The sequence below is a fragment of the Streptomyces sp. NPDC101160 genome (assembly GCF_044768205.1).
Lineage (GTDB): Bacteria > Actinomycetota > Actinomycetes > Streptomycetales > Streptomycetaceae > Streptomyces.
The window spans coordinates 146,719-166,201 of sequence record NZ_JBIWPJ010000003.1 but is presented as its reverse complement, the minus strand read 5'-3'; the positions used below and the strand labels follow the sequence as shown (position 1 = coordinate 166,201).

The window sequence follows — 19,483 nt, the reverse complement described above, 5'->3', positions numbered from 1 at the left end:
GAGCCCCGCCGATGTACCGATCCCGTGTCCGCGCTCTCGCCGTACTGGCCGCCTCGGTCGCGCTGCTCGCGGGCTGCGCGCAGGGCGGCGGAGGAATCGCGCGGGGCGCCGGGAGCTCCGGGCCCGCCCCTTCCGGGAGCACCCCTTCGGCGAACCGCCCGGCGACGGCCCCCGCCCCCGCCCCGGCCGGCACCACGCCCGCGGGCACCCTTCTCGTGGCCGACTTCGGGGCGGACACGGTGACCTTCGTCGACCCGGCGCACGGCCCGTTCGCCTCCCTGCAGGTCGGCACCGCTCCGTACGGGCTCGTCGTCGGCGCCGACGGCCGGGCCTGGGTCGCCACGGCCGAGGGCGTGGCCGTCGTGGACACCAGGACCCGCACGCGCTTCGCGCTCGTGCCGTACCGCACCGCGACGGGTCCGGTGACCACCGGCGAGTACCGGGGCGGCGGCATGGGCATCGCGCTCGCCCCCGACGGCCGCCGGGTCTACGTCGGCGTCAACGTCCCCGGCGGCAACGGCGCCCTTGAGGTCGTCGACACCACCGCGCTCCAGGTCGTGGACCGGGTGCCGGTCGGGCGGCGCCCCTTCGACGTGGACGTCTCGCGCGACGGCTCCGAGGTGTACACGACGAACCACGACTCCTTCGACGTGACCGTCGTCGACCCGGGCACCCTGAAGACCCGGCGGATCGAGGTGGCCCCGTACGGCACGGAGGGTGGGCTCGGCTCCTGGCTGAAGCCGCACTACACGGCCGTGCGGCCGTCGGACGGGCGGCTCCTGCTGCCCTTCGAGGGCGAGCGGCTCGCCGTGGTCGACCCGCGCACCGGCCGCACCCGGATCCAGCCGATGACGGCCGACACGCACCAGCACGGCGTCACCGTCACCCCCGACGGCACCCTCTTCGTCGTCGGCACCGGCCCGATCGACCCGGCCGTCGACCGCGGGCCCTCGCTCACCGTCCGCAGGCCCGACGGCAGCGAGCGCGTCTACCCGCTGGACGGCCCGCACGAGGACGTCGCGGTCTCCGGGGACGGCCGTACGGCCTATGTCACGGGCGGCTTCACCCGTGACGGCTACTGGGACGGCCTGACCGTGGTGAACCTGACCGACGGCTCGGCGCGGCGGCTGGCCGCGGGGTCGCGGCCGCTGGGCGTCGCGGTGCTGTGAGGCGTTGTCAGTGGGGTGGTGTTGGCTGGGACCGTACCGCCCCCGCACGAGGAGACGCCATGGCCCCCGCCGCCGCATCCGCCCCCGAACCCGCCGACCGCAACGCCCAGCCGCCCGCCGCCCAGGCGTCCCTCGGGGCGGGCGTGATCGTGACCGACGCGACCGGGCGGGTGCTGCTCGGGCTGCACCACTCGGGCGTCTGGGAGCTGCCCGGCGGCAAGGTCGACCCGGGCGAGTCCATCGAACAGGCGGCGGCCCGCGAGCTCGCCGAGGAGACGACGCTCGTCGCCGACCCGTCCGACGTCGCGGTGATCGGCCTGATCCTCGACACCGAGAGCTCCGCCGCGCTCACCCGGATGACGGCCGCGACGGTCGTCCGCGCCCACACCGGCACCCCGTCCGTCGCCGAGCCCGACAAGATCGACCACTGGGAGTGGTTCGCCCCCGACCACCTCCCGGCCCCCCTCTTCGTCCCCTCGGCCCAGACGCTCCGCTTCTGGCGCCCGGAACTCGACCTGCCGGAGGGGGCTTTCCACCGCTACAGAGTGGCGTGAGCTGACAGTGCGCGGTGGCGTGGACACGGGCGCCACGCTGCCGTTTCATGTCGACATGAGGTCAGACCAACTGCCGGTCGAGACAACCGCGTTGGGCATCGCGAGCCGTCCGGACCTCCGCCGGGTGGTCGCGGAGGGGATGGCCCGCGCCGGGGGCCGCTGACATCATGCGGACGGGGGGATGCGCCATGCGAGAGTTCGACCGGGTGACCGTACCGCCGCCGGGCGAGGCCGCGACCGACGCGGCGCGCGAGGCCGGTCTCGGCGTCTATCTGCGGGCCTTCCGGGCCCGGCACGGCGAGGATTCCGCCGGGGCCGGGGACCGGCGCCCCGCGCTGGCCCCGCTCGCGGTGCTGCTGCTCGCCGCCGCCTCCCTCGTACTCCCGGCGATCGCCACGCGCCTGGTGGGGACGGGGCTCGGGATCCCGCTGCTCCTGCTGCCGTTCGGGGTGTTCGGCAGGCTGCTCTGGCACTCGCTGCGCGCGCCCGCGACGGCGTTACGGCCCGGCGAGTACGTGTACCTGTACGAGCGCGGCCTCGTCTGCCCGCACGCGGACGGCGGCGCCCGGGCCGTGCCCTGGGGGTCGGTCACGGCGATGCACCAGGACGTGACCCGTACATACGTCAACGGCGGATACACCGGAACCCACTACGCGTACCGGCTGCTCGTCGGCGGGCTCGCCGGAGGGCCGCGCGAGGTGACCGTCGGCGGGTTCCTGAACGAGGAGGCGGTGCCGCGACCGGCCGACTCGCAGATCAGGGAGCTGGCCCAGATCGTCCTGGACGAGACGGTGCGCCGGGCGCTGGCGCCGGCGGTGGCGGCGCTCGAGGCCGGCGGGCGGGTCGCGTTCGGCGAGGTGGCGCTCGACGGGCGGGGCATCGGGCTGCCGTCGGGCACGGCGCCGTGGGAGCGGGTGCGGCACTGCGAGTGGCGCGGGGACGGTCTGGTGGTGGTGCGGACGGCGGGCGCGGGCCGCTGGGCGCGCGAGTCGAAACACATCCCCGACTTCCCGGTCTTCTGGGCGCTGGTGAAGGAGCTGTTCCCGGAGGCCCGGGAGTACCGCCGCTGAGCTTCCGCGCCGCCTTTCACCCGCCCGGCGGACGGGCGTCACGTGGTGTCACCGAGCGGGGCGGGCCGGACCTGATTAGCGTGGCCGATAGCGACGGGAAACCTATCGATCGGAAGCGAGTCATCGTCATGGCCTCACGACCTGAAGGCACGCCGTGCTGGACCGACGCCATGTTCACCGATGTCGAGGGCGCGAAGGAGTTCTACGGCGACGTCCTCGGCTGGACCTTCGGTGAAGCGGCCTCGGAGTTCGGCAACTACACCCAGGCGTACAAGAACGGGAAGGCGGTCGCGGCGGTGGTCCCGCCGATGCCGGGCCAGGAGGGCGAGGCGAAGTCGGCCTGGTGCCTGTACTTCGCGTCGCCGGACGTCGCCGCCACCGCCGAGAAGATCAAGAGCGCGGGCGGCACGCTGCTGATGGAGCCGATGCAGGTGGGCTCGTTCGGCTCCATGTGCCTGGCGCAGGATCCGACGGGCTGTGTGTTCGGCGTCTGGCAGGCGGGCGACCACGAGGGCTTCGAGCTCCAGGGCGAGACGGGCAGCTTCGCGTGGGCGGAGGTGTTCACGCGGGAGCCCGCGAAGGCCGACGCGTTCTACACGACCGTCTTCGGCTACGACTCGAAGAAGATCAAGGGCATGGACTACCGGGTCTTCGACCTCGGCGCCGACCCGCTGCTGGGCCGGATGGTGATGACCGCGGAGGACTTCCCGCCCGAGATCCCCGCGTACATCCAGATCTACTTCGCCGTCGACAACTGCGACACGGCGTGCGAGGTGGCCGTGCGGGCCGGCGGGAAGAAGGTCTTCGGGCCGATGGACAGCCCGTTCGGGCGCTTCGCGGCGCTGGTCGACCCGCAGGGTGCGGCGTTCGCCGTGATCGACGTGCGGACGAGGGTCGGCGACATGCCCGAGATGGAGTGACGCCCCGGTCCCTTCTGCGGGTGCGGATGCCCGGGACCGCGGGGGTCCCGGGCATCCGTACGTCCGGCCACGGAGCGTGGCGGGGCCGGTCAGGCGCCGTCGTGGACGGCGACGATGCCGTTGAACACACCGACGTACGCGGTGCCGTCGGGGCCGATCGTGACGGGCGCCCAGTTGTTGTCGTAGGCGAGGCCGGTGCCGGTGAGCCGGGACCAGGCGCGGGCGCCCGTGCGGAAGTCGACGGCCGTCAGGTACCAGGCGTCGATGCCGAGGACGTTGGGCCGCTTCTCGTAGAAGTAGAGCAGGCCGTTGGCGGTGGACAGCTTGGGCACGGTGGAGGGCGAGCGGACGTCGCTCTCCCACACGGTGTCGCAGCCGCTGCCGTCGGGGCGGACGTCGACGCGGGTGACGCCGCCGACGACGCTGCGGCCGAAGGTGAGCGAGGTGACGTTCTCGTAGCCGTAGTTGTTCTCGACGACGAGACTGTTGCCCCAGCTGATCAGGGAGTTGTCGGTGGTGGAGGCGCCGGTGCCGAAGACCGGCACGCGGCAGACGAGCCGGTCGGCGTCGGCGACGTCGGTGCCGCGCCGGTAGACCAGGATGTTCATGCGGTCGTCGGCGTTGTCGGTGATGGCGACGTACTTCGCGCCGTCCTGGCCGAAGAGGTCCGGGGTGGTGCCCGAGCCCTGGTTCACGGAGCCGGGCTTGGTGCCGGTGCCCCGGTCGTAGGTCTGCCGCCACTGGATCCGCGGGGTGCCGTCGGGGTCGGCGCGGAAGCTGTAGAGGGCGTGGTCGGAGACGATGGAGACGCCGTCCTCGGCGACGGGGAAGGAGTTCTGGATCTCCTCGCCGTCGAGCCGGATCGCGCGCAGGGCGCCGGTGGCGGGGTCGATGGTGCCGACCCGGCCGAGGCGGGTGACCCACCAGATGCGGCCCTGCCAGTCGGGCATCACGGAGGTGACGGGGTCGCAGACGCCGCTGGGGAAGAGGTTGGTCCAGGTGACGCAGTCGTGCGGGACGAGGGAGGTCAGGTCCCAGTCGTCCTCGACGGCGAACTCCCAGCCGCCGTCCGCCTTCTGGCGGTGCGCGATGCGCAGCACGTGCTGCCGGGAGTCGGCGAGGACGACCCGGTCGCGGTTGTCGAGGTAGAAGTAGGCGCCGCCGGAGGTGTCCTTGAAGATCTTCTCGAAGTCGAGGCGGGTGATGGCCTCGACGGTGGAGGAGCGCTGCGGCAGCTGGTACTCGGCGAGGGTGGCCAGGGTGCGCGGGTCGAGCAGCTTCAGCAGGAAGCCGCTGAAGGTGCCGCAGACGGTGATCAGGCGGCCGTCGGCGTCGAAGGTGACCGTGGCGCACTCGCCGCCGAGGGCGGCGATCTTCTCGCTGGTGACGTGCGGCTCGCGGCCGAGCGGCCCGGACCAGGGGTAGGTGGCGCTGCCGGCGGCGTCGGCGTGCATGCCGCTGCGGCCGTTGGGGGCGAGGTACGGGTGCTGGGGCGGCGCCTCGCCGGGCACGGGCCGCGCGGTGGCGGGCGCGCCCTCGTAATGGTCGACGAGGCGGTGGCCCGGGGCGAGGGGTATCTCCTCGGCCTGGGCGACGGGCGCGGCGCCCGCCAGGAGGGTCGCCGCGAGCGCGGCGACCAGCGTGAGCGCGCGTCCTCGTCTGCGGGGCGGTGGGGTGGTCAAAGCGGCTCCTCGCGGTGGGGGTGTGTGCGTCGCGCCGGCGGCTGACGGTAGGCGGGAGCAGATGAGAAGTACATGGAACCGCCCCTGGTTTCATGTGCCGTTCACGACGGGTCCGAAAGACGCCCCCGGAGCCCTGGGGAGAATCTGGGGAGAATGCGCGACGCTGGGGAGCTCGTGCCGCGTGACCTGCTCGCCCGTAGCCGGCTTCTTCGACCTCGCTCTGGAGGTCCCGGAGTCCTGGCTCAGCCACCAGGGGACGAGTAACCGCCGATTAGCCAGATCGCAACGGGGTGGCCCCCGGGGCCCACCCAGGAGCGCAGAGCCGCCACGAGTGACCCGCGACCGGCATACGCGGTCCCGGGACCTACGGTGCGGTCACGCCCGCCGCGTTGCTGTCGTGCCGGTGCTGCGGGCCGAGCACGCGCAACTCGTCCAGCACCGCGGTGCCACCGGGCGGAGGGGTGAAGATCCGCAGGCGCTGGTCCGCCGCGGGCGTCGCCAGCACCTCGCAGTCCAGGTCGATCCTGCCCAGGTCGGGATGGACGAGCCGGTACGGGTGCGACCTGCGCACGGCGACCTCGTGCCGGTCCCACAGCGCCGTGAACTCCGGGCTCGCGGTCCGGAGCCGCGTCACGAGCGAGCGGGACGCCGCGTCGTCGCCGCGACGGGTCGTCGCGGCCCGCAGGTCGGCGACCAACTGCCGGGCCTGCTCCTCGTGTTCCTCGACCGCGAAGTGACCGCGGACGCAGGGGTCGGTGAACCAGCTCAGCACGATGTTGCGGTCCTCCTCGGCGACCGTGCACACGCACCCGAACAGCGCGAGCGCCAGGTCGTTCTGCGCCAGCAGGTCACCCAGATCGCTCACCACCTGCACGGGCACGCCATCCAGGCGGTCGAGGAGGTATCGCAGGCCCGGCCGCAGGTAATCCCCGGCCCGCGCGCCCTCCGGCGGGCGGTGCCCGGCGAGCAGGTACAGGTGGTCCCGCTCGTCCTCGGTCAGCCGCAGCGCGCCCGCCAGCGCGGCGAGCACCTGGACCGAGGGCTGGGAGCCACGGGCCTGTTCGAGCCGCATGTAGTAGTCGGCCGACATCCCGGCGAGCATCGCGACCTCCTCGCGACGCAGGCCCGGAATCCGCCGCCGCGGCCCTTCGACGAACCCGACGTCGCGCGGCGCCAGCCGGTCCCGGGACCGGCGCAGGAAATCGGCGAGGTCGGAACGGTTCAGTGTCATGGTCCGCTCAGGATATCGGTGTCGTGAAAGCGCATCCTGGGACTGCCGCTCCTAGGGCAAGCCCTCCGCTCCCGCGGTGCCCGCGGCGGCGGCACGATCGCCACATGGCCGCCCAAGGCCTGTCCTACGAGAAGATCGGTGGTCGCACCATGAGGGAATCCGTGCTGGAAGTGCCGGGCACGCGACTGCGCTACGCCGTCCGCGGCGAGGGCCCCCTGCTCCTGCTCGTCGCCGGTGGCCACCACGGTGTCGACGCGAACGAACCCCTCGCGCGTCACCTCGCCGACCGGTACACCGTCCTCACCTACGACCGGCGCGGCCTGTCGGGGAGCACCACCGACGCCCCCGCGACGACGCTCACCACGCACGCCGACGACGTCTCCCGCCTGCTCTCCCACCTCACCCCGGAACCCGCACTCGTCTACGGCACCAGCCTCGGCGCCCTGATCTCGCTGGAGCTGACCGTCAGGCACCCCGGGCAGGTCGCGGCGGTCGTCGCGCACGAACCGCCCGTCACACAGCTGCTGCCGGAACCCGGGCGCGCCCTCGCCCTCGGACAGCTTCTCACCGTCGAGGAGACCTTCAGGGCGCAGGGCGCGGCCCCCGCGATGCGCAGGTTCGCGGCCGACATCGACATCGACCCGAACGACTGCGAGCCAGACGTCCCGCCGCGCGCTCCGGGGCCCGACCACCTGCGGAACGCGGAGGTCCTCCTCACGCACGACATGCCGGCCATCAGGTCGCACGTCCTCGACGTGGCCGCTCTCAAGGACTCACCCGCCCGTGTCGTGCCCGCCGCCGGTGAGAACTCGGGCCACGTCTGGCCGCACACGTGCGCCGCGATGCTCGCCGACGAACTGGGGACGCCCCTGGAGACGTTTCCCGGCGGCCACAACGGATACGTCTTCCACCCACGCGGAACCGCGGAACGGATCCGCACGCTGTTCGGTTCCTGAGGTGCGATGAGTCCCGGCGGCCGTAGCGTCCGTGGGGCACATTTCCGCAGGTCGCAAGCGGGCCATGGGGCCGAAATGCCAGTTTCGATCCAGCTGCTCGGCGGTTGCTTGTCCCCTGGTGCCTGAGCTGGGACTCCGGGGCCTGGAGGGCGCCCCGGCGTTGCGCGGTGCTCTCGTGAGACGCCGACATTTCCCCAGCCAGTGATCGTCAACTGCTCCGAGCTGGGCGATAGTCGCTCTCGCTTCTCACCTACGTAGCCACCCAGTCAGGGGGTGTCGCTGACGAGTACGCCAACGACACCCTGATGGTCCCGACGGCGAGGCGGGCATGTGTCAGCCCAGCGTGTACTCCAAAACGTAGGAGTGGCTGCCGCCTTCGGACTGGATGATCTCGAAGGCACCCGAGATCCCCGCGAGGTCACTGGACCCTGTTCCCGGGACCACGCGGATCGCGATCTGCTCACCATGGCTACCGGGTGCGCTGTGCTGGAGGACGAAGGAGCCCTTGCGGCCGTTGAGTTCGCCCGTGAATCGCTCCACGGCGACATAGGCGGCGGGACTGCCCTCGATGTCGGCCACCGACAGCATGTGCACGGTGCTGGTGCCGGCCAGGCCACCCTGGAAGGCCTTGGTGATCCGCACGCGGCCAAGCGCGGCGCCCGGGCCTTCGTCGAGCACCTCCGGTTCGAATGAGGTGAGGTCGAACGTTCCGCTGGCCTTCGTGCTCATTCCGCACCCCTCGAATCTTGATCGTCTGTATCGCGCAGCAGCCTTGCACACAGCACTGACATTGCCTGGCGGAGCCGCTTCGCCGCTGGAGGCATGGCTGCCCTGGCTGACCGCAAGCGGTCCGGCCGGCCGGTCTCGTTCACCGCGCTGCAGCTTGCCGAGGTCAAGGCGCCGGCCTGTCAGTTACCGGCCGAGACCGGCGTGCCGCTGTCGCGCTGGTCGTGTCCGGAGCTGGCTCGGGAGGTGGTCGCTCGGTCCATCGCCGGGTCGATCTCCGCTTCCACGGTGCGGCGCTGGTTCAAACAGTCCAGGAAGGCTCCGACGCCGTGATCACACCAGTCACTGCGTGATCATTCCACTGCTTCGGGTTCCCCCTGCTCGAACGCAATGCGACAGCGTTCTACCTGGTCGGCCACCTGCTCCATGTACCAGCGCATGACCTCGTAGGGGACGACACGCTCGTCAGGACTCCAGACTCGGACGGTCGGTCGCAGATTCGGGTCCTCGTCCGGGACATGTGTCACCAGGAAGGCAGCGCCAGGCAAGTGGGTCACCGCGGCGTCGGGGTTCTCGGCCCCCTCGGCCGACGCCGGCTTGGCTTCGCTCAGTTCCACGGCCCAGGCGTCGTCGGGCAAGGCGTAGTGGAACAGGACGGCGTAGTGGCGACCTGCGTGCTCTTTGAGTTCCCATGGCATGTCGGCAGGCTGCCACAGATGCCCTGTTGGAGGCTCGCGGGTATCCCGGGTCTCACCTGGGTGCAACCCGTCCAGCGTTTGCGGGACAGCCCTCAGTGCTGTGACCGGGAAGGTTCACCGGGTTTCTGCTCGCGGCGGGGACCACTGAGCCGGTTGGATGTCGGGAGACATTCGATCCGTCAGGTGGAGGCGCGGTGGCCGAGCCCGTCCGAGTGTGCAACGCCGCGAGCGCGCCGCATCCGCAGCGAGAAGGGCATCCGCTGGGGCGGACGCCCCGTTGCCGCGTGACCAGTCGTCCAGCAAGTCCGGGCCGGTCAGGTTGACGAGGCCATCTCCTCCGGGCCGTAGAGGGCTGCGGTCTCACCAGTGATCAGAGCCCAGTAGCGGTCGCCAAAGGACCAGTGCCACCACTCGGTGGGGTAGTTCACCAGCCCCGCGGCGGTGAGCACGGAACCCAGCAGCTTCCGATTGGCGCGGGCCTCCGTGCTGATGTTGGCGGCGTGGGTGTAGCAGGCGCCCTCGCTCTCCTCGGGGTCCGCGTTCATCCGGGTGCCCAGGTCCAGCTCGCGCCCCTCGGCGTCAGCCAGGGTGAGGTCCACGGCCGCGCCGGCGCTGTGCGGAGCGATGCCGGGCGGTGATACGTACCGACTCGCCGCCGAGTGGATCTGCTCGGCGGACCAGTCGGCATGGATGGCCTGCAGCCGGCTGGCGTACTCCTCGAAGTACGCCAGCTGGAGCGAGGGTGGCCGGTATCCCTCAACAAACAGCAGTCGCAGGCCCTGCGGGAGCAGCTCCTGGGCCTTCTTCAGCCGCTCCAGCACACCTTCCCGCAGGTACGCGAAGGCATCTGCCGGGTCCTGCTTGCGCGAATCGATCAGCAACGAGCCGTCCCGGCGGACGTCTACGAGACGTTCACCGCACTCCGCAACAGGTATGGCGGCAACCTTCGGATCCGACATCAAGACGATCTCACTCATGACGTGATCATCTCGCAGGACTCACCCGGTGAACCTTCCCGGTCACAGCACTAGGCGTCGGTGACGGCTCGCAGGGGGCTGAGTGCGGCGGCCCGTCGGGCGGGCACGGCGGCCGCAGCCGCGCCGACGGCGAGGGAGAGCGCGACGATGAGGGTGAGGGTGGCCCAGGGCGGGGAGAAGGAGTACTGCGGGATCGCGCCGTTGGCCAGTCCGCTGACCTTCCACGCTCCGAATACTCCGCCGGCCAGCCCGAGGAGGGTGCCGAAGGCGGCGACGCAGAGGGCCTCCAGTTGGATCATGCGGCGGATGCCGGAGCGGTGCATGCCGATGGCGCGCAGGACCCCGACCTCACGGGTGCGTTCCGCAACCGACATGACGAGGGTGTTGATCATGCCGAGCGCGGAGACCAGTACGCCGATCGTGAGCAGCCCGAACATCATCGTCATCAATTCGCCGGCGACGCCGGCCTGCTCCTGGACGAGCTGGTCGCGGTCCTGGACCTTCAGCAGCGGGCTGTCGCCCACGGCGGCGCGCAGGTGCTTCTCCAGGTCCCTGGAGACTGCGCCGTCGGTGGTGCGGACCAGGATGCGCTGCACTGAGTCACGCAGGTAGCTGTCCTCTTGTACATCGGCGCGGTAGCCGAGGACGTCCTGAGCGGTGGGGTTGTCCTGGTAGACGCCGATGACGGTGTAGGGCCGTTCGCGGTCGCTGGTTCCGGGGCCGATGCTTGCCTTGAGCTGCTCGCCGGTGGTGACGTGGTAGTCGCGGGCGAAGCTGTGGGAGACGGCGATCTTCCCGGGGGCGAGGTTCTTGATGGAACCGCTGAGGAACTGGAGCTTCATCACGTCGTCCACGGTCTTCGGGTCGACCCCGGAGACCGCCTTGACGTAGGAGCCGGCGCTGATGGTGGAGTCCGCCACCGGGGAGGCGGTCCGTACGCCGGGCACGTCGGCGACGCGTCGGACGGCGTCGGAGTCGATGGCGGTGGTGGTGTTGCGGGTGCTGATGATGTAGTCGGCGCTCAGGCCGGCGGCGGCCTGGGCGTCCAGGGCCTGGTTTGTGGACTGGTTGATGACGGCGAGGCCGGAGACCAGCGTGGTGCTGATCATCAGCGCGGCGGCGGTGGCGGCGGTACGGCGCGGGTCGCGCAGGGTGTTCTCGCGGGCGAGGTCGCCTACGACGCCGAGGCGGGCGGTGAGCCGGCCGAGGAGGCGGATCACCGGACCGGCGAGCAGTGGAGCCAGCGCGATCAGTCCGGCCACGAGGATGCCGGCCCCGAACATTGCGGTCTGGAGGTTGTCGTCGGTGGCGCTGGTCGCGTCGCTCAGCGAGAACAACAGGCCGGTACCGAGGAGTGCCATGACCAGCCCGATGATTCCGCGGATGCGGGAACCCGTGGCGGACGGGGGCTGTTCGGCCGTGCGCATCGCCTCGATGGGTGCGATCCGCGCCGCGCGGCGTGAGGGCAGCCAGGCGGCGAGCACGGTGACGCCGACCCCCACGGCGAGCGCGGCGAGGACCGTGGTCGGGCCGATGACCAGCGGCCCGCTGGGCAGCAGGTCGCCGGAGGTGTCCAGGACGCTTGGCAGCACCGTGGCAACCCCCAGGCCCAGGAGGAATCCGAGAGCGGACGCGGCAAGGCCGACCAGGGCCGCTTCGCCGAGGACTGAGCGGACCACCTGGCGGCGGGTGGCGCCGATCGCCCGGAGCAGGGCGATCTCGCGGCTGCGGCGTGCCACGAGCATGGTGAAGGTGTTGATGATGAGGAACGTGCCGATGAACAGCGAGACGGCGGCGAAGAGCAGCGGCAGCCGTTCGTAGCTGTGGGTCTTGGTGTTGACGAGGACGGACTGCTGGTCCGCCTGGGCGCTGCCGGTGATGGCCTCGGCGCGGTCGGTGGGCAGGACGGCGGTGACGCGGTCGGCGAGCTCGGCTTGGCTGGTGCCCGGGGTGGCGGTCAGGTCGATCTGGGTGTAGCGCCCCGGGGCGGCGAACATTTTCTGGGCGGTGGCCTTGTCGAACACGGCCAGGGTGCCGCCGGCGTTCACTCGGCTGTCATGGGTGGACACCAGGCCCACCAAGTGTTTCTTGAGGACCGGTCCGTCCTTGGCGAGGGTGACGGTGTCGCCGAGTACATAGTCGGCGGTGGCCGCGGTGCCGCGGTCCAGTGCGATCTCGTCGCTGTTGCGAGGAGCGCGACCGGCGGTCAGCGGGTAGCGGCTGTCCTTGCCGTCGGCACCGGGCACGTAGGCGGCAGCGAACTTGCCCATCATGCTGTCGGCCCGTATCGGCGTGCCGTCCTTGGCGGACAGGGTGACCGAACCGTTGGCTTCCGGGCGGACGGAGGCGACGCCGGCGAGGGTCGACAGCTTGCGTACCAGGGTGTCGTCCAGGGCGCCGTACTGTTCCTGGTCGGAGGCGCCCGGACGGAACGTCGGAGTCACGCTGACGGAGATGTCCGCGTAGTTGCGGGCCATGGAGGCGCGGTAGGCGGCGGTGGTGGAGTCGGCGAAGACCAGTGAGCCGGTGATGAACGCGACGCCGAGGCAGACCGCGAGCACGGTCATGATGAGACGGGTTTTGTGCGCGAGGACATTGCGCAGGGCTGTTCGCAGCATGGTGAGCTTTCGAAGGCGGAGGGGAAGCAGATGGAGGGGCGGGTGGCCGGGAGGACGGTGGCGGGCTGACGGATACGTTCAGGCAGTGCGGCCCTGGGCCTCGAACGCGAGCATCCGCTCAAGCACGGCGTCGGCGGTGGGAGCGTCCAGCTCGTCCACGAGCCGGCCGTCGGACAGGAAGACCACCCGGTCCGCGTAGGCGGCGGCCAGGGGGTCGTGGGTGACCATCACCACGGTCTGACCCAGTTCCCGTACCGAGTCGCGCAGGAAGCCGAGTACCTCCGCACCGGAACGGGAGTCGAGGTTGCCGGTCGGCTCGTCGGCGAAGATGATCTCCGGGCGGGAGGCCAGGGCGCGGGCCACGGCGACGCGCTGCTGCTGGCCGCCGGAGAGCTGGGCAGGGCGGTGCGCGAGCCGGCCCGCGAGGCCGACGGTGGCCACGATGGTCTCCAGCCACTCCGCCTCGGGCCGCCGGCCGGCCAGCCGCAGCGGCAGAACGATGTTCTCCAGCGCGGTCAGGGTGGGAAGCAGGTTGAAGCTCTGGAAGACGAAGCCGACCTTCTCCCGCCGCAGCTCGGTCAGCTGCCGGTCGTTCAGGGAGGACAGTTCGACTCCCCCGATCCGGGCCGAGCCCGAGGTCACCGGGTCCAGGCCGGCCATGCAGTGCATCAGCGTGGACTTGCCGGAGCCGGAGGGGCCCATGACGGCGGTGAACCGACCCCGCGCGAACTCCACGGACACCGCGTCCAGCGCGGTGACCCGGGCCTCTCCCTTCCCGTACGTCTTGGTCAGGCCGGACGCGTGGGCGGCCGGCTCGGTGAAGGGTGCGCTGAGGGAAGGGAAGGTGTGTGACATGGAAACTCCGCCTGGACTAAGACGGCCCGCGAGGAGTGCCGCGAGCCGGGGGACACATCCATCCTCAAGGCCCTGAACTGCTAAAACGTCGTACTGGAGGCGGGAGTTCGCCTCTGCCGAAGGGCAGGCTTCCGGCGGCGGTTCTCTGCCGGAGGGCAGAGGTCCGGTCGAGGCCCCTCTGCCGTGGGAGAGAAGACGGGTGGCAACGTCACCGGTGTCCAGCACCCCGGCGGGCGGCTGCGTCAGAAGGCCCGGTGCGGGGCCGTCAGGAGGCCAGGCCGGTGCGGTGGGCCAGCAGCGCGGCCTGTACGCGGCTCGCGGAACCGGTCTTGTCCAGGATGGCGCCCACATGGGTTTTGACCGTACCGACGCCGATGCCGAGCCGGGTGGCGATGTCCTGGTTCGACAGTCCCTGGCCGAGCATCGCCAGGACCTCCCGCTCCCGGCCGGTGAGCGGGGCGAGTCGCTTGTCTGCGAGCGCCTCCCCGGCCTCTTGCGGCGTACCGGAACGCAGCATCCGGGAGATCACCGTGCCGGTCACACCCGGTGAGAGCACGGCGTCTCCGGCGGCGGCTGCCCGTACCGCGCTGATCAGCTCCTGCGGACCCTCGTCCTTCAGCAGGAAGCCGGCGGCCCCCTCCCGCAGCGCCCGCACCACGTTGTCGTCGTCACCGAAGGTCGTCAGCATCACCACGCGCGGCGCCGGATCGAGTGCGAGCAGCGGAGCGATCGCGGCCAGCCCGTCGCACACCGGCATCCGGATGTCCACCAGTGCCACATCCGGGTGGTGCGCCGCTGCCTTCTCGACGGCCTGGCGGCCATCGGCGGCTTCGGCAACCACCTCGATGCCGTCCGCGTGGCGCAGGATCAGGCGGACGCCGTGCCGGATCATCGCCTCGTCGTCGGCGAGCAGGACACGGATCGGGGCGGCGGGCTCGTTCACGAGGTCTCCCAGGGCGGGGTGTCCCGTACGGACGGGACGGTGAATCGGTCGATGGAGATGAGCCGCTGTGCGGCGTCGAAGCAGTAGCGGGTGACGGGAAAGGCACCGGGCTGGGAGCCGGGACCGGCGGGCGGATAGACGCAGCCCACCGCGTCGGCGGGCCGCGGCGGCTCGTGCCCGGTGGCTGCGGCACGCACGGCCGGACTGTCGAAGACCCCCTTCAACTCCTGGTACGTCATGCCAAGGCGCGGCTCTACGGGCGGGCTCATGCCCCTCGGCTGGCTGCACACCAGGGCGATGGAGAGTGCCATCAGCATCCACACTGCCGCCGCTCCGAGGGCGAAGGTCAACGCCCTGGCAGTGCGCGGCGTGCGCGACAGCGCCGCCGCGTTGTCGAACCCGTTGTCCCGTCCGTCCGATGGGGAAGCCGCCTCGCCGGTCGTCAGCGGCTTGCTTGCGACGGTGTCGCCCGGCTCGGCCGGGACGACAGCGGTCACCTGGAATCCGCCGGACGGCAGCGCGCCGGCGTCGAGCGTCCCGCCGAGCAGCTCCACCCGCTCGCGCAGGCCCGCCAGGCCACGCCTCGTCCCGGCCTCGGACGGCGTGTCGACCGAAGTCGGTGACGCACCGTTGCGGACCGTGACGCGCACCAGCTGGTTGTCATGCTCGACTCGCACGGTGACGTGGGAGGCCGCCGCGTAACGGTGCACGTTCGTCAGGGACTCCCGTACCACCCGGTGTACCGCGCGCCGCACCCGCGCCGGGAGTGCGTCGAGGTCGGGGCCGCTCCATTCCAGCCGTACGGCGATCCCGCCTTCGCGGGACTCCGCGACCAGCGTCTCGATGTCGGCCCGGGTACCGGTGGCGTCGGTGAGCGCGTCCGGCCCCGTGTCCCGGCCGAGCGGGCCGAGCACCCCGAGCGCCTGCCGCAGTTCGCGCATCGCGTCCCGGGTGGTGTGCCGGACCAGGACGGCCTCCTCGCGCAGCTCGGGGGCGGCCTTGGCCAGGGCGAGTTCCAGACCGCCGGCATGCAGGGAGATCAGACTGAGCCGGTGGCCCACCAGGTCGTGCATCTCGGCGGCGATCGCGGACCGCTCGTGGAGGCGGGCTTCGCTGTCCGCGGACCGTCGGGCACGCTCGGCCGCGTCGCCGCGTTCGCGCAGCGCACACAGCAGCCGGGCCTGCTGCCCGGAGACCGTCCCGACCAGGCCGGGTACGACCACGGCGGCCACCGCCATGGCCAGCCCGAGCTCCAGGCCGTAGACGGCCGAGCCGGGGCCGATCTCGGGGCCGGCCGCAGTTGCGGACGCCATGATCAGCGCACTTGCGCCGCCCAGCAGACGGACACGATGACGCGGACGGACCATGCCGATCGCCACCGTGTACGCGGCGGCTGCCGTCACCGGGCCGGCCCCGGGCGCCGCCCCGGCCAGGACCGCAAGGGCCAGGAGCGCGGCGTCGGGCCAACGCCGCCGCAGCGGGAAGATCGCGACGGCGACCAGGATGACGAAGAGATGGAATCCGGCGCGCGGCAGGTCCCACAGCAGGGCGACCGCCCACAGACACAGGGCGGCCACTGCCACAACGGCCGTCTCCTTGACCACCCGACCACATCCTTCCGGACGCGCCGGATTATCCCGATCGGGCTGGACACAACGACGGAAACGGCTGAGGACACACACATCGTCCAGTATCGATCGCGTCGGACGGGCGGCCATGGACCTCAGGACCGATCCGGGACTCTGCCTTTCGACAGAGACGGTGGTCGGCTGTGGCGACCGATCAAGGACGGCCTGTTCGTTCGAGCGTTCGGCGTTTTTTCGTGAGCTGTTCCTTCATCTGGCTGTCGGTGCGTGTGCTGTGCCAAAGAATGCCCTCCCACTTCACGTACCGGGGTTCGCCGTCACGGAGGAGGACGGGCTTGAGGTGTCCGTGGAAGAGGAGTGTGCGGCCCTGGTTCCGGCGGAGCCGGCTGAACCACATCGCGCTCTTCTCGTGCCGGGCGAGCCGGTTCGCGGCGATGCCGGGGAGAGTGCCGCGGACGCACCGCGTCGTAGGTGGCGGCCAGCCGTAGCGCCGCAGCAGAAGAAGGTGGCGCCGCTGTGCGTCGATGCCGATCTGCGACTCTCCGCTCTTCCGCAAGCCCCCGGCTACGCGGTGCCGTATGTGTTCGCGGAACTGAGCAGACCGAAGTCGCGGGCGACCGGCTTGGTTCTGTGCTCTCCGATTCCCCCACCGTTCACCGCGCCTGACCTCCGGGTTTGAAGGCAGTGCCGATGTCCTTTCTGGAGGTGCCCAGCTTCTTCAGGACGCTGGCGACGTGTTTCTCGACCGTCCGCGGAGACAGGAAGAGCGTCTGGGCGATGTCGTGGTTGGTGGCGCCACGGGCGAGGAGTTCGGCGACCTGATGCTCGCGGGGCGAGAGTTCGTTGCCGTACCCGCGATGGGGCCGCGCCGCGGGCTGATCCAGCCCGAGTTCGCGCATGGCCTGCTCGCAGCTCGCCGCGGCGGAGGTGGCTCCTAGGCGGAGGAAGACGTCGTGGGCCTCGCGGAGTGGGCCGGCCGCGGCCTCGGGGTCCGTCCTGGCGACGGCGCGGGCGTATGCCACGGTGGCCCAGGCCGTCTCGTACGGGCGGCCCATGGCCCGCACCAGTCGCAGGGAGCGGTCGAAGTGCTCGGCGGCCCGGGCGGGGTCGGTTTCCTCGAGCAGGAGGCCGCGCGCATAGTGGAGTTCGGACTCGGCCGATGGTGAGTCGCACCCCGGCAGGTGCGCCTCGAACTCGTCGGTCAGCCGCTCGGCGGCTTCCCGGTCACCACAGGCCAGGTAGGCCACGAGGGCGAGGGCGATCAGCGAGTTGGGCCGCGCCCATGCCTCGGCATCGCGCAGTAGGTCCAGTGCCGGTTCGGACACCGCTCGCGCGGCCTCCGCGTCGCCCTGGGCGAGTAGGGCCGAGGCCTGCGCGGCGGCGGCCCGAAGTGCGACGTTCACCTCGAAGTGCTTGCGGCCGTGCTCGGCGGCCGCGTTCGCCAGGTCCAGTGCACGGCTGGTCTGACCTCGGGCATGTGCGATCCGGGCGAGGCACAGGGCCCTCTCCGCGCTCGGCGGGACGATCTCCGGGTACTCGGCGGCGAGGTCGGCGAACCGCTCCTCCAGATCGTTCCAGCGCCCCGCGTAGGCGTCCAGCCTGAGCAGGTCTATCCGGCTGTAGCACTCGATGGCCGAATTACCGACCCGCCTGGAGAGTTCCCGATTCTCCGTCAGAAGTGCGGCCGCGCGGGCGTCGTGCCCGAGGTCAATGGCAGATTCACCTACGTTGTGCAGGGCCCGGACCGTGTGGCGGAGAATCTCCAGGTCGTCGGAGTCGCGTGGCAGGGCATCCAGCAGATCCCAGACCGCCGGGTCCCCCTGACGGGACATCAGGCTCAGCCTCGTGGCCCGGACGGCCGCCCGGATCACCTCGTCGGGGCTGTCGCGGATGGTGCGCTCGGCGCGGTCCATCCACTCCGGGGCCCGCTTGGCGCCGTCGCCCTGTTCCCTGATGGCGAGGCCGATCATCGCCCGCGCGGCCCGTTCCGGGTGGGAAGACAACTCTCCGATCGCGCGCTCCAGTTCGTCGAAGCCCGCCGCGTCGCCGGCTTGGCTGAGCATGAGCAGCCCGAGGCCGAGTCGGATCTCTCCCCGGGTGGCTTCGGCAAGCCGGGGATCGGCCAGGATCCGGCGCAGCAGCGCCGCGTTGGTCTCGTAGTCCACCCCGAGATAGGCGGTTCGTGCCAGCGCCAGTGCCGCGCGCGACCTCGACTCCTCGGGCAGCCCGGGTTGTTCGAGGATCTGGTGGAGCAGCGAGGCGGCAGTGCCGGTGTCGCCGACGGTGAAGGCGTGGTCTGCGGCCTCCTCGGCCCGTCGTAGCCAGCCTTCCCTGTCGCCGACGGCCAGGGTGTGATGGGCGATCTGCACGAGCGGCGCCGGATTCCTCGCCGCCAGGACCTCCACGGCGCGGCGGTGCAGGCGGGCACGGCGCGGTCCGGGGATGCGTGCGTAGACGACCTGCTGGGCGAGCACGTGCCGGAACACATACGTGCCGGTCTCGGTCTCGCTCAGCACCGAGGCCGTGATGGCCTCGGTGAGCCCGTCCGCGCTCTGGTCCTGGTCGAGGCCGGCGACGTTCGCAAGGAGGGTCTCGTCGGCGGGGACGGCCAGCACGGCCGCGGCGTCGACGATCGCGGCGCCGGCGGAGGTCAGCACGTCCAGCCGCTCGGTGACGGCCTCGCTCAGCCCGCGCGGCACGTCGGCACGGCGCAGTTCGGCGGCGATGTCACGGTGGTCGAGATGCCGGCCGGACTCGCTGAGGGTGAGGAGGTCCTCCTCGGCGACCAGCGGCAGGCCCTCGCTGCGGGCATACAGGGTGCCGCCGAGGTCCGGTGGGGCGTAGGCGCCGAGTGCGGCCACCGCCAGCTCGTCGATGTCGCCGCGCGTGAGCGGGCCGAGTCGGATCGTGGTCCCGCTGGTTCCCGGTGGGCGGCGGTAGGCGGCGCCCAACACGGCCGTGGCGGGCGGCAGGTCCTCCGACCGGTAGGTGAGTACCAGGCCGAGGTGCTTCGGTAGGTCCCGCGCGAGCAGCAGGAGCAGATCGCGGGTCGCCTCGTCGGCCCAGTGCATGTCTTCCATGACCAGCACCGCAGGCCCGATGACGGTCAGGAAGGAGTGCACCGCCTGCACCACCTGGTATCGGCGGGCGGGCGGGTCCTCGGGGGGCGGTGGCGGCGCCGGAAGCCGGTCCGCGAGGTCGGGCAGCAGCGGGGCGAGCGCACCGGCGGTCGGCGGGATGCGGTCGACGGCCGGCAGCCAGGGCCCGGCTTTGCGGAGGGCGTCCACCACAGGGCCGTACGGGAACGGCTCGCGCAGCGGGTGACAGGAGCCGGCGAGTACGAGCCGCCCCTGGCCGCTCAGCACGGCGGCGGCCTCGTGGATCAGGCGGGATTTCCCGATGCCGGCCTCGCCCTCGACCAGGACCACCGCCGGCGGGTGCTTGACGGCCGCGAGGAGCAGATCGAGCTCCCGGCGCCGGCCCACGAAAGCGAACCCT

16 protein-coding genes are annotated in these 19,483 nt (G+C 71.6%); 6 read left to right on the top strand and 10 right to left on the bottom strand.

Features of this window, described 5'->3' with window-relative positions:
• The first annotated feature begins 11 nt into the window (after positions 1-11).
• From ACIRSU_RS10245 to ACIRSU_RS10230, 4 genes are all read left to right on the top strand, one after another.
• Positions 12-1,169, top strand: a complete 1,158-nt coding sequence (locus ACIRSU_RS10245; protein ID WP_403790516.1) for a hypothetical protein — start codon at positions 12-14, stop codon at positions 1,167-1,169.
• A gap of 59 nt (positions 1,170-1,228) precedes the next feature.
• A complete protein-coding gene (locus tag ACIRSU_RS10240; RefSeq protein ID WP_403790515.1) occupies positions 1,229-1,723 on the top strand; it encodes an NUDIX hydrolase in 495 nt (164 codons plus the stop codon).
• Positions 1,724-1,911: 188 nt separating this feature from the next.
• Positions 1,912-2,793 carry a hypothetical protein gene (locus ACIRSU_RS10235; RefSeq protein ID WP_403790513.1) on the top strand — a complete coding sequence of 294 codons (882 nt, stop codon included), beginning with the start codon at positions 1,912-1,914 and terminating at the stop codon, positions 2,791-2,793.
• A 128-nt stretch (positions 2,794-2,921) separates the two neighbouring features.
• Positions 2,922-3,713, top strand: a complete 792-nt coding sequence (locus ACIRSU_RS10230; protein ID WP_403790512.1) for a VOC family protein — start codon at positions 2,922-2,924, stop codon at positions 3,711-3,713.
• Between the two features lie 89 nt (positions 3,714-3,802).
• Here ACIRSU_RS10230 and ACIRSU_RS10225 read toward each other — a convergent pair whose 3' ends face one another.
• Both ACIRSU_RS10225 and ACIRSU_RS10220 read right to left on the bottom strand, forming a co-directional pair.
• Positions 3,803-5,395, bottom strand: coding sequence for a hypothetical protein (locus ACIRSU_RS10225; RefSeq protein WP_403790510.1), 1,593 nt, complete (start codon positions 5,393-5,395; stop codon positions 3,803-3,805).
• 364 nt (positions 5,396-5,759) lie between these two features.
• Positions 5,760-6,626 (bottom strand): helix-turn-helix transcriptional regulator, encoded by an 867-nt coding sequence (locus ACIRSU_RS10220; protein ID WP_403790508.1) that lies wholly within the window; start codon positions 6,624-6,626, stop codon positions 5,760-5,762.
• 104 nt (positions 6,627-6,730) lie between these two features.
• Between ACIRSU_RS10220 and ACIRSU_RS10215 the strand changes: the two genes are divergently transcribed.
• On the top strand, positions 6,731-7,582 hold the full coding sequence (locus tag ACIRSU_RS10215) for an alpha/beta hydrolase (RefSeq protein ID WP_403790506.1): 852 nt from the start codon (positions 6,731-6,733) through the stop codon (positions 7,580-7,582).
• A 333-nt stretch (positions 7,583-7,915) separates the two neighbouring features.
• Here ACIRSU_RS10215 and ACIRSU_RS10210 read toward each other — a convergent pair whose 3' ends face one another.
• On the bottom strand, positions 7,916-8,311 hold the full coding sequence (locus ACIRSU_RS10210; protein ID WP_403790505.1) for a DUF3224 domain-containing protein: 396 nt from the start codon (positions 8,309-8,311) through the stop codon (positions 7,916-7,918).
• Between the two features lie 93 nt (positions 8,312-8,404).
• Between ACIRSU_RS10210 and ACIRSU_RS10205 the strand changes: the two genes are divergently transcribed.
• Complete coding sequence (locus tag ACIRSU_RS10205; RefSeq protein WP_403790503.1) at positions 8,405-8,641, top strand: helix-turn-helix domain-containing protein; 237 nt, start codon at positions 8,405-8,407, stop codon at positions 8,639-8,641.
• Positions 8,642-8,661: 20 nt separating this feature from the next.
• On the opposite strand, the gene ACIRSU_RS10200 is transcribed toward ACIRSU_RS10205, so the two are convergent.
• From ACIRSU_RS10200 to ACIRSU_RS10170, 7 genes are all read right to left on the bottom strand, one after another.
• Positions 8,662-9,006, bottom strand: a complete 345-nt coding sequence (locus tag ACIRSU_RS10200; RefSeq protein WP_403790501.1) for a hypothetical protein — start codon at positions 9,004-9,006, stop codon at positions 8,662-8,664.
• Positions 9,007-9,320: 314 nt separating this feature from the next.
• Entirely contained in the window at positions 9,321-9,983 is a 663-nt protein-coding gene (locus ACIRSU_RS10195) for a M15 family metallopeptidase (RefSeq protein ID WP_403790499.1), read from the bottom strand.
• 50 nt (positions 9,984-10,033) lie between these two features.
• On the bottom strand, positions 10,034-12,601 hold the full coding sequence (locus ACIRSU_RS10190) for an ABC transporter permease (RefSeq protein WP_403790497.1): 2,568 nt from the start codon (positions 12,599-12,601) through the stop codon (positions 10,034-10,036).
• 78 nt (positions 12,602-12,679) lie between these two features.
• A complete protein-coding gene (locus ACIRSU_RS10185) occupies positions 12,680-13,456 on the bottom strand; it encodes an ABC transporter ATP-binding protein (RefSeq protein ID WP_403790496.1) in 777 nt (258 codons plus the stop codon).
• A 265-nt stretch (positions 13,457-13,721) separates the two neighbouring features.
• Positions 13,722-14,399, bottom strand: a complete 678-nt coding sequence (locus ACIRSU_RS10180) for a response regulator (protein ID WP_403790494.1) — start codon at positions 14,397-14,399, stop codon at positions 13,722-13,724.
• Positions 14,396-15,982 carry a sensor histidine kinase gene (locus tag ACIRSU_RS10175; RefSeq protein ID WP_403790492.1) on the bottom strand — a complete coding sequence of 529 codons (1,587 nt, stop codon included), beginning with the start codon at positions 15,980-15,982 and terminating at the stop codon, positions 14,396-14,398. Before ACIRSU_RS10175 ends, ACIRSU_RS10180 begins: the two co-directional genes overlap by 4 nt.
• A gap of 656 nt (positions 15,983-16,638) precedes the next feature.
• The gene (locus ACIRSU_RS10170) at positions 16,639-19,470 is read right to left on the bottom strand and encodes an ATP-binding protein (protein ID WP_403790491.1); all 2,832 of its coding nucleotides are present in this window, start codon (positions 19,468-19,470) and stop codon (positions 16,639-16,641) included.
• Positions 19,471-19,483 lie beyond the last annotated feature (13 nt).

Bases quoted from the DNA above. Each gene is read 5' to 3' on its own strand.
- ACIRSU_RS10245 (WP_403790516.1), top strand. From the start codon at position 12: ATGTACCGATCCCGTGTCCGCGCTCTCGCCGTACTGGCCGCCTCGGTC.
- ACIRSU_RS10240 (WP_403790515.1), top strand. From the start codon at position 1,229: ATGGCCCCCGCCGCCGCATCCGCCCCCGAACCCGCCGACCGCAACGCC.
- ACIRSU_RS10235 (WP_403790513.1), top strand. From the start codon at position 1,912: ATGCGAGAGTTCGACCGGGTGACCGTACCGCCGCCGGGCGAGGCCGCG.
- ACIRSU_RS10230 (WP_403790512.1), top strand. From the start codon at position 2,922: ATGGCCTCACGACCTGAAGGCACGCCGTGCTGGACCGACGCCATGTTC.
- ACIRSU_RS10220 (WP_403790508.1), bottom strand. From the start codon at position 6,626: ATGACACTGAACCGTTCCGACCTCGCCGATTTCCTGCGCCGGTCCCGG.
- ACIRSU_RS10215 (WP_403790506.1), top strand. From the start codon at position 6,731: ATGGCCGCCCAAGGCCTGTCCTACGAGAAGATCGGTGGTCGCACCATG.
- ACIRSU_RS10210 (WP_403790505.1), bottom strand. From the start codon at position 8,311: ATGAGCACGAAGGCCAGCGGAACGTTCGACCTCACCTCATTCGAACCG.
- ACIRSU_RS10205 (WP_403790503.1), top strand. From the start codon at position 8,405: ATGGCTGCCCTGGCTGACCGCAAGCGGTCCGGCCGGCCGGTCTCGTTC.
- ACIRSU_RS10200 (WP_403790501.1), bottom strand. From the start codon at position 9,006: ATGCCATGGGAACTCAAAGAGCACGCAGGTCGCCACTACGCCGTCCTG.
- ACIRSU_RS10195 (WP_403790499.1), bottom strand. From the start codon at position 9,983: ATGAGTGAGATCGTCTTGATGTCGGATCCGAAGGTTGCCGCCATACCT.
- ACIRSU_RS10190 (WP_403790497.1), bottom strand. From the start codon at position 12,601: ATGCTGCGAACAGCCCTGCGCAATGTCCTCGCGCACAAAACCCGTCTC.
- ACIRSU_RS10185 (WP_403790496.1), bottom strand. From the start codon at position 13,456: ATGTCACACACCTTCCCTTCCCTCAGCGCACCCTTCACCGAGCCGGCC.